The organism is Microtetraspora fusca (genome assembly GCF_001570365.1).
Taxonomy (GTDB): Bacteria; Actinomycetota; Actinomycetes; order Streptosporangiales; family Streptosporangiaceae; genus Microtetraspora; species Microtetraspora fusca.
This window is the reverse complement of record NZ_BBYK01000093.1, coordinates 1-13,013: the sequence shown is the minus strand read 5'-3', so window position 1 is coordinate 13,013 and position 13,013 is coordinate 1. Positions and strand designations below refer to the sequence as shown.

General features: G+C 70.4%; 13 protein-coding genes and 1 pseudogene. 3 read left to right on the top strand and 11 right to left on the bottom strand.

Annotated elements, in window-relative coordinates:
• Positions 1 to 116 precede the first annotated feature (116 nt).
• Complete coding sequence (locus AWQ68_RS39140; protein ID WP_066951441.1) at positions 117 to 743, top strand: hemerythrin domain-containing protein; 627 nt, start codon at positions 117 to 119, stop codon at positions 741 to 743.
• An 85-nt stretch (positions 744 to 828) separates the two neighbouring features.
• Here AWQ68_RS39140 and AWQ68_RS39135 read toward each other — a convergent pair whose 3' ends face one another.
• From AWQ68_RS39135 to AWQ68_RS39120, 4 genes are all read right to left on the bottom strand, one after another.
• Positions 829 to 4,218 carry an ATP-binding protein gene (locus AWQ68_RS39135; protein WP_066951438.1) on the bottom strand — a complete coding sequence of 1,130 codons (3,390 nt, stop codon included), beginning with the start codon at positions 4,216 to 4,218 and terminating at the stop codon, positions 829 to 831.
• Between the two features lie 8 nt (positions 4,219 to 4,226).
• Complete coding sequence (locus AWQ68_RS39130) at positions 4,227 to 4,733, bottom strand: C40 family peptidase (protein WP_066951436.1); 507 nt, start codon at positions 4,731 to 4,733, stop codon at positions 4,227 to 4,229.
• A 545-nt stretch (positions 4,734 to 5,278) separates the two neighbouring features.
• Entirely contained in the window at positions 5,279 to 5,566 is a 288-nt protein-coding gene (locus tag AWQ68_RS44550) for a hypothetical protein (protein WP_218007242.1), read from the bottom strand.
• Positions 5,567 to 5,568: 2 nt separating this feature from the next.
• Positions 5,569 to 5,937, bottom strand: a complete 369-nt coding sequence (locus AWQ68_RS39120) for a VOC family protein (RefSeq protein WP_066951433.1) — start codon at positions 5,935 to 5,937, stop codon at positions 5,569 to 5,571.
• 81 nt (positions 5,938 to 6,018) lie between these two features.
• On the opposite strand from AWQ68_RS39120, the gene AWQ68_RS39115 reads away from it, so the two are divergent.
• Complete coding sequence (locus AWQ68_RS39115) at positions 6,019 to 6,480, top strand: MarR family winged helix-turn-helix transcriptional regulator (protein WP_066951431.1); 462 nt, start codon at positions 6,019 to 6,021, stop codon at positions 6,478 to 6,480.
• Between the two features lie 54 nt (positions 6,481 to 6,534).
• Here the strand turns inward: AWQ68_RS39115 and AWQ68_RS39110 are convergent, their stop codons facing one another.
• The 6 genes from AWQ68_RS39110 to AWQ68_RS39085 form a co-directional block, all read right to left on the bottom strand.
• The gene (locus AWQ68_RS39110; RefSeq protein WP_066951428.1) at positions 6,535 to 7,179 is read right to left on the bottom strand and encodes a DNA-3-methyladenine glycosylase I; all 645 of its coding nucleotides are present in this window, start codon (positions 7,177 to 7,179) and stop codon (positions 6,535 to 6,537) included.
• Between the two features lie 40 nt (positions 7,180 to 7,219).
• Positions 7,220 to 7,891 carry an alpha-ketoglutarate-dependent dioxygenase AlkB family protein gene (locus AWQ68_RS39105; protein WP_066951479.1) on the bottom strand — a complete coding sequence of 224 codons (672 nt, stop codon included), beginning with the start codon at positions 7,889 to 7,891 and terminating at the stop codon, positions 7,220 to 7,222.
• Positions 7,888 to 8,466, bottom strand: coding sequence for a type 1 periplasmic-binding domain-containing protein (locus tag AWQ68_RS39100; protein WP_157546469.1), 579 nt, complete (start codon positions 8,464 to 8,466; stop codon positions 7,888 to 7,890). The genes AWQ68_RS39105 and AWQ68_RS39100 overlap by 4 nt, the downstream gene beginning before the upstream one ends.
• On the bottom strand, positions 8,463 to 9,101 hold the full coding sequence (locus AWQ68_RS39095; protein ID WP_084464902.1) for a methylated-DNA--[protein]-cysteine S-methyltransferase: 639 nt from the start codon (positions 9,099 to 9,101) through the stop codon (positions 8,463 to 8,465). Before AWQ68_RS39095 ends, AWQ68_RS39100 begins: the two co-directional genes overlap by 4 nt.
• Positions 9,098 to 9,595 carry an RNA polymerase sigma factor gene (locus AWQ68_RS39090; RefSeq protein WP_066951474.1) on the bottom strand — a complete coding sequence of 166 codons (498 nt, stop codon included), beginning with the start codon at positions 9,593 to 9,595 and terminating at the stop codon, positions 9,098 to 9,100. Before AWQ68_RS39090 ends, AWQ68_RS39095 begins: the two co-directional genes overlap by 4 nt.
• A 163-nt stretch (positions 9,596 to 9,758) precedes the next feature.
• Positions 9,759 to 10,274 (bottom strand): methylated-DNA--[protein]-cysteine S-methyltransferase, encoded by a 516-nt coding sequence (locus tag AWQ68_RS39085; protein ID WP_066951423.1) that lies wholly within the window; start codon positions 10,272 to 10,274, stop codon positions 9,759 to 9,761.
• A 528-nt stretch (positions 10,275 to 10,802) separates the two neighbouring features.
• On the opposite strand from AWQ68_RS39085, the gene AWQ68_RS43250 reads away from it, so the two are divergent.
• The gene (locus AWQ68_RS43250) at positions 10,803 to 10,976 is read left to right on the top strand and encodes a hypothetical protein (protein WP_157546466.1); all 174 of its coding nucleotides are present in this window, start codon (positions 10,803 to 10,805) and stop codon (positions 10,974 to 10,976) included.
• A gap of 509 nt (positions 10,977 to 11,485) precedes the next feature.
• Here the strand turns inward: AWQ68_RS43250 and AWQ68_RS39080 are convergent.
• A pseudogene (locus tag AWQ68_RS39080) lies at positions 11,486 to 12,891 on the bottom strand (IS1380 family transposase).
• Positions 12,892 to 13,013 lie beyond the last annotated feature (122 nt).

Genomic DNA, 13,013 nt, shown 5'->3' with positions numbered 1-13,013 from the left:
GCACGGCGCGCCTGCCGTATGAGGCCGGGGACCGGGTCTCCGCTTAAGAGCAGCCCTAAAGAACACCAAGGGGCCCGGCACACGCTTTGGTCAGGGAACCGACCAAGGAGAATCCGATGACTTCCCCGAATGTCCCGAACGTGCTGGGCTTCCGCATCACCCACCGGGCCATGCGCGGCGACGCGCGCCGCCTCGCCGAGGTGACTCAGGAGATCGCCGCGGGGCGGCAGTCCTGCGACGCGCGCCGCGCCGCGGCGATCCGTGACTTCACCGTCCAGCTCTGCGCCGGCATTCACCACCATCACAGCGTCGAGGACGAGGTGCTCTGGCCCCTGCTCGTACGGTCCGCGGGCCCGGAGGTGGATCTCACCGACCTGAGCGACGACCACTCCGAGCTGGACCCCCTCCTGGACGAGATCCGCGCGGCGATGGCCGACCCGGCCCAGGCGGCCAAGCCCCTGGCCCGGCTGGCCGACCTGCTCGACGAGCACATCGAGGAGGAGGAGCGCGTGATCTTCCCCATCATCGAGCGGCACGTCTCCGCCGCGGACTGGAACGCGGTGGAGGAAGTGGCCAGGAAGGGCGGCAAGGTCTCCTTCGAACTGCCCCGGATCGAGCAGTACGCCCTGCCGTCGGAGATGGCGGAGCTGCGCAAGCTCGCGGGACCGGTGCTCGTGGTGCTGCTCGCGCTGATGCGCGGCGGCCACCGGCGACGCCAGCGGCTGATCTTCGGCGCCGCCTGACCCCGTCGTCCGGCTTCACGACGCTCCCCGATCCGGTCACCCCGTGCGTACGGGAAACGAGGTCCACAACGGCTGGATACGCGGCTCAGCGGGCGGCTCGGCCGGTTACGGACGCCAGCGCGAGCAGGGCACGCTCCCGCCAGTGAGGGGAGCAGACCCGCTCCGCCACCTCGGCGGCGACGGCATAGTGCCCTTCGGCGGCCTCCGGGTCGTCGAGGAACTCCGCGAGTTCCCCCAGCGTCTGGGCGACCGGCCACAGCGTGATCGAGCCGCTGTGCAGCCCGGCCAGCTCTTCGCGGGATGGCAGGAGCAGCCGGTAGCACTCGTCGGCCACTTCACGGGCCCCGAGGGCGATCGCGTTGGCCGCCCGTATCGCCATCATGAACAGCCAGTAGTAGTCCCGCCGTGGTGCTCGCCCGGCCGGCCACACCTCCCTGGCTTCCTCGATGCGGCCCGCGGCGATCAGCGCGTAGGTGTACTGCTCGTCCACCTGTTCAGGGACGCGCTCCCGCAACGCGGCTATCTCGGCCAGCGAGTCGTGGCCGCGCCCGGAGCACACGCGAACCGTCAACCTGCCCAGCGCGCCGAACGAAGCCGCGTTGATGGCGCCCACCTGGGCCATCCGCTCGGCCACCGAGGTGTAGGCGGCCTCGGCCCGTTCGAAGTCTCCCCTGAGCAGGAAGTGGAGGGCGTCGAGGACGGCGAGGATGCCGAGGGCGAGACCGAGCTGGCCACTCGTGGAGAGCTCGACCGCCCGGTCGGCGTGGCCCCGGGCCCCGGCCCAGTCGTTGCGGCCGAGCGCCACCATGCACAGGGCGAAGTGGCCGAGCGTCTGGTAGCCGAGCAGGCCACCGGACGCCGACGCCTCCAGCAGGTCCTGGCCGAGCCGCTCCAGTTCGTCGCGCCGTCCCGGCTCGACGCAGGCCCAGTATCGGGCGTTGAGCGCCATGCAGAGCAGCCGCGGATCGTCCAGGTCACGGGCGATCCGCAGCGCTTCGGCGCTCACCGTCTCGAGAAGCTCGGGGTCGTTCCCTTCGAGCTGGTGGGCCAGCGCCACCAGGACGCGGCAGCGCGCCTCCCCCGGCTCCTCGGGCATCGCCTCATGCGCCGCCCGTACGACGTCCTGATCGGGCTGCCGGTCCAGCTGGATCGTCCAGATGACCGGCGCGTCGAACGCGGCGGCCGCACGGGCGATGAGCACCGGGTCGGTGGTCCGGCGGGCGAGTGAGAGCGCCGTCGCCTGCGCCGCGAGGGCGGACACGACGTCCCCCGCGTGGGCCTTCGCGGAGACCAGGCGGCACAGCAGATCGACCCGGGTTTCCAGATCGGGGCCTGCGGCGAGATCGAGCGCGTCGAGCGCGCCCTGGAGCAGCGCGGCCGCCTCCTTGTGCGCGTAGAGACCGGACGCCTGGTCCGCCGCCCGCGCGGCGTACTCCGTGGCCCTGAGCGCGGTGGCGGTGGTCGCCGCGGCCAGGGCATGGTGCCCGAGCGCCCCCACGTCTCCCGGCCTGAGCCGCTCCAGCGCCGCAAGCGACCTCCCGTGCAGGCGGGTACGGCGAAGCCGGGGGATGTCCTCGTACAACGTCTCGCGTACCAGTGCGTGGGCGAAGCGGACGTGACCCGGCAGCGGCTCTGTCAGCAGCCCGGAGAGCACGCCTGCCTCCAGGCCGTCGAGCACGGTCTCCTCGTCGGCGCCGGACATGGCGATCAGCACGTCGGCGTCGGCGTCCCGGCCGAGGACGGCGGCGTTGCGCAACGTCACCTGGGCCGTCGCGGGCAGCCGGGCCACCCGCCTGCGGATCAGGTCGCGAACGCCGGGCGGCAACGCGTGAACGGCGGCCGGCCCGTCGACGGCGAGCAGCCGCGCGATCTCGGTCACGAACAACGGGTTGCCACCGGTCCGCTCGGTGACGGTGCGGGCCGTGGCCGGGTCGACCTCCAGGCCGGACCGTTCCCGTAGCAGCAGGGCCACGTCCTGCTCGGTCAGGCCGTCCAGCGTCACGTTCTCGGCGGCCTGGACGGCGAGGGCCGCCCGGGTGGTCAGCAGGTCGGCGGCGGCCTCCGCAGGCCGGTGGGTCAGCAGCACGAGGACGGGCGTCCGGGCCAGGCGTACCGCCAGGTGCCGGAGCAGTTGGAGGGTCTCCTCGTCGGCGCGGTGGACGTCCTCGATCACGATCAGCAGGGGGCCGGGCACGCTCTCCAGATACTCCCCCGCCGCCTGGGCCAGCCAGAACTGGCCGACGGTTTGGTCGGTGTCGGGCTCCAGGAGGGGCGCGAGCCGTACGACGGCCTCCGGAGCGGGCGGGAAGGCGATGGAGAGATGACCCAGGACCTCGCTCCAGGCCCACGCGGGCGGCACGCCGCCGACGGTCTCCGGGCACCGGCCCACCGCGGCGCGCCAGCCGTCGGCCACGAACCTGCCCACCAGCGCGTCGGCCAGTGTGCTCTTGCCCGAGCCCGCGTCGCCGCCCAGCCAGGCCACCCGGAGCCCGTGCCGCGCCTGGGAGGCGGCGGCGACCAGGCGGGCGAGCTCCGCCGTACGGCCGATCATGGGCGCGGGGTCGGCGGCGGGCGCGGGAGGGAACCGGGCCGGGCCGGGAGCCGGTGCGGAACCGGCGGCGGTCGCGACAGAAGCGGCCGGATCCGCCGAAGCCGCAGGAGCGGCGGACGCGACCGACGGGATCCGGGCCGGGGCCAGGCGGAGGGAGTCGGCCTGGGCGAGGATGTCCGCCTCCAGGTCGCGCAGGTGGGGCCCAAGGTCCACGCCCAGTTCCTCGGCCAGGCCGTGCCGCGTCCGGCTGATCACGGCCAGCGCCTCCCCCTGGCGTCCCGCCCGGTAGAGGGCGAGGGCGAGCAGGCGTACGCCGTTCTCGCGGAACGGATGAGTGTGAACGTGACGTTCGAGCTCCGGCACGATCTCGGCGTGGCGGCCGAGAGCGAGCGCCGCCTCGGCGCGGTAGTCGACGGCGACGGTGCGGATCTCGTCGAGCCGGGACACCTCGGGGGCCGCCCACCCCTCGTCGGCGAACTCGGCGTAGGCCGGACCGGTCCACAGCCTGAGTGCCTCGTCGAGCGTCTCCATGGCCTCGGTGGGCCGTCCCGCGTTGAACGCGGCGACCGCGGCGTCGACCAGCCGGGGGAACCGCCACGCGTCCACGGCGTCGGCCTCCAGGTTCAGCCGGTACCCGGGCGGAGCGCTGACGATCACGCGGTCAGGACTCCGGGTGGAGCTCCGGGGAGGCCGGCCGGGTTCGAGGACGCGCCGCAGGTTGGAGATGTAGACCTGCAGCGCGGCCAGGGCCCGGGGCGGCGCCTGCTCCTGCCAGAGGTCGTCGATGAACCGGTCGGTGGAGACGACATGCCCCTGGGCGCAGGCGAGCCTCGTTATGACGGCACGCTGGAGCGACGCGCCGAGGTCGACGGGGCGGCCCGCCACCTCGGCACGGCACTGCCCGAGAACCCGCAACCTCACCATGACGTCCCTCATGCCGGGTAGTGGTAGTAACCGAGGAGGTCCCGCACCGCGCTGACGTCGTCGATCCGCGTCTTCGTGCCCGTGGCGAACGCGTTGATCATCTTGCCGCCGCCGACGTAGACGCCGACGTGGTGAGTCTTCCTGCCGGTGCCATAGAACACCAGGTCTCCCGGCTGCGCCACCGACACCTTGCGGAGCCTGCGGATGTGGTCGTCGGTGGTGCCGTTTCCCAGGACGTCCTCGCCGAAGCCGAGCCGGTACATCCAGCGGGTGAACCCGGAGCAGTCCAGGCCCCGGGTCCACAGAGCCGGGCAGGGCCGCACGGAGCCCGTGTAGCCGCGGCAGGTCCCACGCGAGGGGCCCGGCCGCGCGGCGTGCCCGCCGCCCCAGGAGTACGGGATGCCCTGGAACGTGTAGGCGTAGCCGACGACCCTGACGAGCTCGTCCTCGCGCTGGACCGACCCCGAGGCCAGGGCGAGTACGGCCATGCCGACAAGGAGGCGCCCCCAACGCATGAACGCGACAATAGCTTTCGTCCCGCTTTGCCGCACCACTTCTTCATGACAGATCGCGATATTCAGCCAGTGCTGTGGCCGGAAAAGATCACGCCGGGCCAGCACGTGCAGTGTGGATCCGGTTGTCCTCCTGCGCACAACCAGCGGCGTGCATCACGGCATCCGGTCGCGGGTGGGGCGCGTCCGGCTTCACCTCCGGTTGCCTGCTGCTTTGTCTTGAGCGCGGGCGCGCAGCAGGAGCGCGACCCAGCTGCGATAGGGCCGCCAGGCGTCGGCGATCCGCGTGAGGCGGGCGGGGGTGGCCACATCGAGGCGGTACTGGGCGGCCATAGCGTGGTGGACCCGAGGTTCGGCGGCGGGGAAGACGTCGGGGTGTCCGGCGCCGCGGATGAGGATGAGTTCGGCGGAGAAGGGGCCATGCCGGGGAGCTCTTTGAGGTCGGTGAGGGCGAACTCGGCGGGCTGGGCGCGCAGTGCGGCGGCGTCGAGACGTCCTTTCGAGGGCGGCGTCGGCGATCGCGTGGAGGCGCTCGATCATGGTGTTGGTCAGGCCGTCGATGTGGTCGATGCCGCGCAGCGCTTCCGGGGTGGGGAAGACGTGCAGTTGCTGTCCGGCGATGTCGAGGGCCTGGCCGTGGTCGCGGGCGAGCTGTCCGCCGCCTCTTTCTGGCTGACCGTGCAGCCGATGACGCCGCGGCCGTCGTCGGCGGGGAAGGCCAGGCGCAGCACGCCGTCGGTCGCGTGGCTGCAGGAGGCAGGGGTGAAGCACTCCAGGAACCGGATGGACGATGCCAGGGAGTACGGGCCCTTGGGGGTGAAGGAGGCGGCGGACACGGTCAGGCTCCGTGAGCGGTCAGGACGTACCCCTCGGGGCCCACGAAGGAGAACACCGGGCCGAACGGGCTGTCGATGATGGGGGTGAGAATCTCGATGCCGCCTGCAGCGAGCTTGTCGTGCAGCGCCTGGGCGTCGGGAGTGGAGAACCACAGGGCGACGCCGAGGCCGGGGCGGCCGGCGTCCAGGTCGGTGCCGGGCAGCGGCTCGCGCACCGCGAACGGGCAGGGTTTGGTGTCGAACACGATCGCGCCGGGCGGGCCGGCGGAGGTGCGGACGAGGCCGAGGCGCTCTTCGCAGAACTTGCCGGCAGCCTCCACGTCACGGACCTGAAGGGCCACGAAGTCGGGGCCGTTGACGCTGACGGACATGGGGCGTCCTCCTCTAATCAATGTCAGGACTTTGACATAGTTGACGCTAAGGCGCCGCCGCATAGATGTCAAAATGCTGACATGGAGGACAGGATGCCAGTGGAGCCACCGCACCCGGCCGAGGACGTGCTCGAGCACGTGGGATACCGGCTCAAACGCGCCCACGCCGCCCTGCGCGGCGCCATGGACAAAGCCCTGCGGGAGCACGGCCTGACCGTGCCGCAGTACGCGTGTCTCGAAGTGCTTGCCGCACGGCCCGGCATGTCCAACGCCGACCTCGCCCGCGCCACTTTCGTCACTCGCCAGTCCATGAACGTCGTCATGCGCGGCCTGGAGGATGCCGGACTCATCGACCGTCCCGGCACCGTCGAGACCGGTCGCGCCCGCCCCGCCGACCTCACGGCCGAAGGCCGACGCCTGCTCCACGCCGCGCAGGAATCCGTCTATGCCATCGAAGCCCGCATGACCCGCGCCGTCCCCGGACAACGTCTGGCCGCCCTCCTCGAAGACTTCGACCGCATAGCGCAAGCCCTCGACGGCTGATACGCCAGTGCTGAGGCAGCCAGGGCCCACGGGCGATGAGCACGAGAAGGGCGGTCACTTCGGCCAGACGCCGGAGGAGCCGCGACGGTGCGAGCCGATGAGGTGGGTGTCGATGATGCCGATGGCTTCCATGAGAGCGAACATGGTCGTCGGCCCGACGAATGCGAAGCCTTCGGTGCGCAGCGCCTTGGACAGTGCCTCGGACTCGGGCGACCGGGTGGGGATCTGATCGAAGGTGACCGGCTCGGGGGTCACATCGGGCTGGAACGACCACACGAACTCGGCCAGGCCTCCCTTGTCGCGCAGGCGGATCGTGGCCTGGGCGTTCCTGATCGCTGCGCGGATCTTCGCACTGTTGCGCACGATGGCTGGATCGGCCAGCAGCCGCTCCACGTCCGAGTCGTCGTATCCCGCGACGACGTCGGGGTCGAAGCCGTCGAACGCGGCACGGAACGCGGGGCGCTTGCGCAGGATCGTCGCCCACGACAGGCCGGCCTGGAACGCCTCCAAGCTGATCCGCTCGTACACGCCCTGCTCATCGCGCACGGGCATGCCCCACTCGGTGTCGTAGTAGTCGCGCAGCAGCGGGTCGACGGATGCCCAGGCGGGTCGAGGCAGGCCGTCCTCGCCGATCACCACTCCGGGGTCGGGCTGCGGGGCGTCCAGGGCTGACAGTTCGGCGGTGAGGGCGTCGGTCATACTCGTGCGGGTTCCTCGTTCGCGAGTGGATGCGGGGCCGTCAGTCGGCGAGGCCGGTGACGCGCATGGTGATGTTGATCCGCCCGCTGTCCAGACCGCAGCCGTCGGCGGCGGTGCCGGGGTGGACCTTTGGGATGCCGTGGTAGGCGAGCCGGGAAGGGCCGCCGAAGACGAACAGGTCGCCGGAGGCCAGGGCGATGTCCTCGTAGGGCTTGTTCCGGTTCTCGGTGTTGCCGAAGCGGAAGGTGCAGGTGTCGCCGATGGACAGTGACACCACCGGGGCGAGCGAGCGCTCGTCCTTGTCCTGGTGCATGCCCATGCGGGCGGTGTCGTCGTAATAGTTCACCAGGGCGGTATCGGGAGTGTAGTCGTCGCCGGCGTGCGGGTCGCCGGTCGCCTCGACCAGTGCCCTGCGGCCCAGGCGAACCATCCACTCGGGAAAGTCGAGCACCCGGTTGCCGTTCACGTCCACGGCCTCGCGCGTGTACTGGTAGGGCCGCCAGTGCCAGCCCAGGCACACCGTCTTCACGCTCATCTCGTGCCCCCGGACCGTCGCCGCCCGTATCGGCACCGGACCGCGGGTCCACTCGTGGAACCGGGCGACGATCCACGCCTGCTGCTCCAGCGTCAGCCAGCCGGGCACCCACACCGCCCCGGGTGCGAGCTCCCGCCGTGGGCGATCCACAAGGTCATCGCCGAACAATGTGCTCATGCGCGCCTCCGTCCGCCTCGCGGCGCGGCCGCCTCCGCCCACGTGATCGTGGTGGCCAGGCCGTCGCGGATGCCCCAAAAGGTCCCGTCTTCACCGGCGCCGGCGAGGCCGTCGAGAAGGCCGAGCCCGGCCAGGCGCGCCGTCTGGTCGATGCCGGCTCGGGCAGCGAGGGTACGACGCGGCGTCCAGGGGGTCGACCACACGAGGCGGCGGGTCATCTGGGCGAGCCCCACCGGGGTCCCGGCGAACACCCACAGGTCCGGCTCCGAGCGAGTGAGCCGGTGCGCCTGCCGCAGCCAGGACGCCGCCTGCTCGGGCCAGTCGACCATCGCGACCACCTGGCCGCCCGTCTGCCTCCATGCGGCGGCGAAGCGGCGCCCGGCATCCACGGATGCCGGGTCGCGGCCGGTGCCGACGGCGACCATCGCCGCCCGTCGCGCCTGCGCCATCCGGACGAGCCCGGCAAGTTCGTCCTCGCTCATGGGCGAACCTCGGTGCCGGCCCCATGCGGCGGTCGTGCCGTCGCGAAGTCGCGGCGATACCAGCGCGGTGTTCATCAGTGCTGTCGTGGTCATGCCGCCTTCTCCAAGGCAAGCAGGCTGGTCTTCGCGTCCAGGCCGCCGATGTAGCCACCCAGCCCCCCGTCGGTGCGCAGCACCCGGTGGCATGGCACGACGACCGGCAGCGGGTTGGTCGCGCACGCCGTGCCGACCGCGCGGACGGCCTTGGGGTTGCCAACCTGCTCGGCGACCTGCTTGTAGGTCAGGGTGTGCCCGTAGCCGATGCGGGGCAGGTAGTGCTGCACCGTCTGCCGGAACCCGGCCGAGAGGGCGTAGTCCAGCGGCACATCGAAGGCGCGCCGGGTGCCGGCGAAGTACTCCTCCAGCTCCCGCGCGACGGTGTCCAGCCGCTTCGGGGCGGCCAGGATACGCGGGCTGATCTTCGCCGCGAGTGTGTCCAGGACCTGGTCGAATCCCTCACGTTCGTAGGCGACCCGGACGAGGCCGCGCTCGGTCGCGGCCAGCAGTAGCTCGCCGACCGGAGTGGTGACGGTGCGGTAGGCCACGTCCAGCAGGTCGCTGTCGGACGCCGCCTGCGCGAGGCGGGTGTGCAGGGCCGCGAGGTGCGTCTCCGGCACGGGCAGCAGGGCGGTCACGTCCGGCTCCCCGGCCTCGCCGTCCCAGCCGACATCGTCGATGATGATGTTCATCGGGGTGCTCCTTCCTGTGTCCCGCCCGCGTGATATCTCTTCCGTAGTGTCCTGACCCCATCCGCGGCGGCCCGGCGCACCGCCTCCGGGGTCCCGCCGATCAGCTCCGCCACCTCGGTGTGCGGCAGCCCACCCAGGTAGTGGTACGCCACCGCGAGACGCTGCCGCTCCGGCAACGACCGGACCGCTCCCCACAGCTCCACGGCCTCAGCGTCGGGGATGTCGGCGGTCGAGGCCTGTTCCGGCAGCTCGTCGGTGGGGATCGCGTGCCGGGCTCGGGCTCGGGTGATGTCGATCGCCTTGCGGTGCGCGACCCGTACCAGCCACGCCTGCACGTTCGTATCCTCGTCCAGCCCCGGCCACGCGCGCAGCGCGGCCAGGAACGTCTCCGACCAGGCATCATCCGCGTCCGGGCCCGGGCCGAGCACGGCATGGCAGACCCGCAACACAGTCGCGCCATGCCGCTCCACGGCCTGCTCAAACGGTGCTCTCATAGTCATCACCCTGTAGACGCCCCAACCCCGCCGAACGTGAGATCAGGGCGGCAAATCAATCTCATCGTCCCGCGCCGCCGACGGCAGAGGAGGTTGCGTAACACTCGCCCGCGGCGCCGATGACGATCCACTCCTTGCTGATCGCCGAATCGGTCGTGCCCTGCTAAAACAGGCGCCCCGCCCGCGCCTCCTCGGGCTCCTCCAGTTCCAGGAGTCGCCGTTTGCGTTCCAGCCCACCGGCGTATCCCGTCAGTGCCCCATTGGCTCCGATCACCCGGTGGCACGCCACGAACACACACAAGGGGTTCCGCCCGACCGCCTGCCCGACTTTCTGCGCCAGCCTCCGGTCGCCGAGCTGCTCGGCCAACGCCCCGTATGTCGTCGTCCGCCCGTAAGGAATCTGCCGCAACAGCGCCCACACCCGGACCTGGAACTCGTCGCCGCGAGCGGCCAGCTGTACAGCGAACTCGCGCCGCCGCCCAGCCAGATACTCGTCCAGCTCATGGGCGGCCTGCGCCAAGAGCGGATCCGAGGACGCGTCGACCTGTTCGCCGAAGGTCGAGGCATCCGGCCGATGCCAGTGGTGCGGGAAATACAAGCCCACCAGTCCGCCTCCGTCGGCGACCAACGTCACATCGCCCAGCGTGCTCACCACCGGTGCGTACCGTCGTGCGCTCATCTCAGCTCCTTCCATCACCAAGAAGTCGCGACAGGGCGCTGAAACGTGAGCCTGGTCGCGAGTTCGGCGACCGGCCTGGTGGTACTGGCGGGCTCGCCTATTCAACTGTCGCGAGCTCGGTGATCTACACGTACGAACACGGAGTCGTCCAGCGTCTCCCGGAAAACGCACGTGATGAGGGCAGTTACTGAACCCGGCCCTGACTGCGTGACAGCCCTTGAGGAACCGCGCTCCAGAGAACGACAAGTCGCACTGGTCAACCGCCTTCAGGCGCCCTACAGCCCCCGAATTCTGCGCGCCGTACGAGAAGGCCTGGCTCATCCCGGCAGACCTGTGCAACCGGTGGATCACCTGGTAGACCTCGCTGACCGGCTCGGCCTGGTCCGCCGGCCCGTGCCCGGCGAAATCGGGCGGCGAGAGCAGATTTGTATGATCCAAGTCGCCTTCAATTGGTTGCAAAGGGCGCGCCAAGTCGTACCGGGTCTACTGATTCCTGTCACCGAGACAACAGACCAACAGGAGACATTGGTGAAGTCCATCAGCAGCACCCTCAAGCGCACGGCAGCGGTCCTCGCCACCACCGCCGTCGCCATCACGACCTTCGGCGTCCTGTCGAGCCCGGCGCACGCGGCGAAGCCCAATGGGGGCTGGTACCAGTGCTACATCGCAGACTACGGCTGGATGTGGTGCAAGGACCTCTGATCCTCGCCAGAAATACTCGGGAAGACCGCTCCACGCCACGTGGGGCGGTCTTCCCGTTCCGTGTACGGACTGCTGGTACGGCATTGCGCCGCAACTCGCCAGCAGCGCTTCACCCTCGCTCATCCAACGGAGTAGCTCAAACACGTTCTAAATGACATTCTTGATCACAACATCGACGACGGTTCCCGTTGGGTAGCCGAGGTCGGAAGCTGGGTCGGCGTCGTTCCCGGAGGTTCCGAAGAATTCATGCTGTCCCTCACCGTCGACGACCGGCAAGCCCTCAGCCTGGATGCACCGCGTGATTTCTTGTGATCGATTCCTGGTCCAATTCCTCGGCGAGGGCCGTTTCCGCCGGTGAAGCGCTGTTTCCGGGCAGGCGGGGGCCGCTGCGCGCGGATCGCAGCTTGTCCACGTGTCCAAAGGCTCGGGGCGGGGGTTCATGCGCCGGTGGCGCGGGTGACCGTGGGGGTCGCGGTGGTGCGGTAGTGACCGAGAGTGTTCAGGGCTGGTCAGACCGCATGTGCGGGCGGTGGGTCATGGACGGCGTCGAAGACGTTCATCCACGCCTGCTGCCAGCGCCAATGCTGCGGTAGGCGGAAGGTGACGTGACCGCGTCCGTGCCGGGCCAGGCGGGCGGGGACAGCGACCAACCGGCGGCGGAGCGTGGCACCACGTGCCCTGGCGTGGACGCCACCGGCCAGGCAGCCGGTCGCGCGCAGCAGGTTGTGGGTGATCGCCGCGCAGGTCAGCCACGCGGCGTTCGCGGCGAAGTCACCCGAGGGAAGATGCGCGAGCGGGCCGCAGACGAGGTCGGCGAAGACCTGCTCGACGATCGCGTGGTCACGATGCTGTTCCTCGGCCTGGGCCAGGTGGAACGGGCTGTCGGTGAAGACCGCGTGATACCGGTATTGGCCGAACAGCTCGTCCTGGCCGCCCGCAGCCTGCGGGTTGAGCCGCTTGACCCGGCGCACGATCAGCCGTGCCGTGACCGCCCGGCCCTTCTTCGAGGTGAACGCCGTGTAGCGGGTCTCGGCGATCTCGGCGTCGGACACCCAGCAGCCGGCCTGCTCATCGAAGATGGCGTTCGGGTACTCGATCGCCTGCCAGGCGTCATCGTCGATGGCGGCGATCACTGCCTGATCTTGGGGTCCATTTTCGCGGTGACGGAGAAGCGCGCGCCCGCGCGGCGGCAGGCGGCGATCACGCCCGCCGCATAGAACGCCGAATCTCCGCGCACGAGGAGGATGCCGGTGGCGCCCGCCGCCCGCGCAGCGCTGATCGACTCGGCCACGAACGATTCCGCGCCACGGGCTGAGTTCGCTTTCCCGCCGCGTAGCCGGGTGCCGGTGACGACCGGCGCGGCCAGCGGCGTCGACAAGGTCGAGGCCAGCACGTTCAACCCGCGCACCAGCACACTCTTGCCCTGGATCTTGGTGTGGCCGAACCCGGCGCCTTGCTTGGCGTATCCGTAGGTCCGTTTCTGCATCGAGTCCACGTCCAGGAACGCGACCGTGTCGGCTCCGGGCAGCAGCGGCGTGCGCTTGGCCAGCCGGGCCAGCAACTCGCGGGAGACCCTCTCGATCTGGCGGACGTTCCCCCACTTCAGGCAGCGCAGGAACGAGCCGAGCGTGGACGGGGCACGGATGCCATCGAACAGCTTGTCCATGCCGCCGTGCCGTAACGCGTCCAGATCGGCGATGGAGTCGGCCCCGGCGGCCATCCCGGCCACGATCGAACCGATTTTCGCCGCCGCGTTCACGCCGAGCCGGTCGGCGATGGTGACGTGCTCATCGACGAGTCCGCCCAGGTCACAGCGTTCGGCCAGCCGCATCACCGGCTCCAACCCGGCGTAGGCGACGAGGTGCTCATCATCGAAGCTCGCATGGGTCTTGCCGGGAGCGTGGAACAATTGCACGTGAGAGGTGTCCTCTCGGTTTGGTTGACGGAAGCGTGAAGAACTCCCATCATCCCAGGCCGGAGGGCACCTCCTCTCATTTCACGGCAATCACGTCAGATTCCGCGCGGTGTATCCAGGCT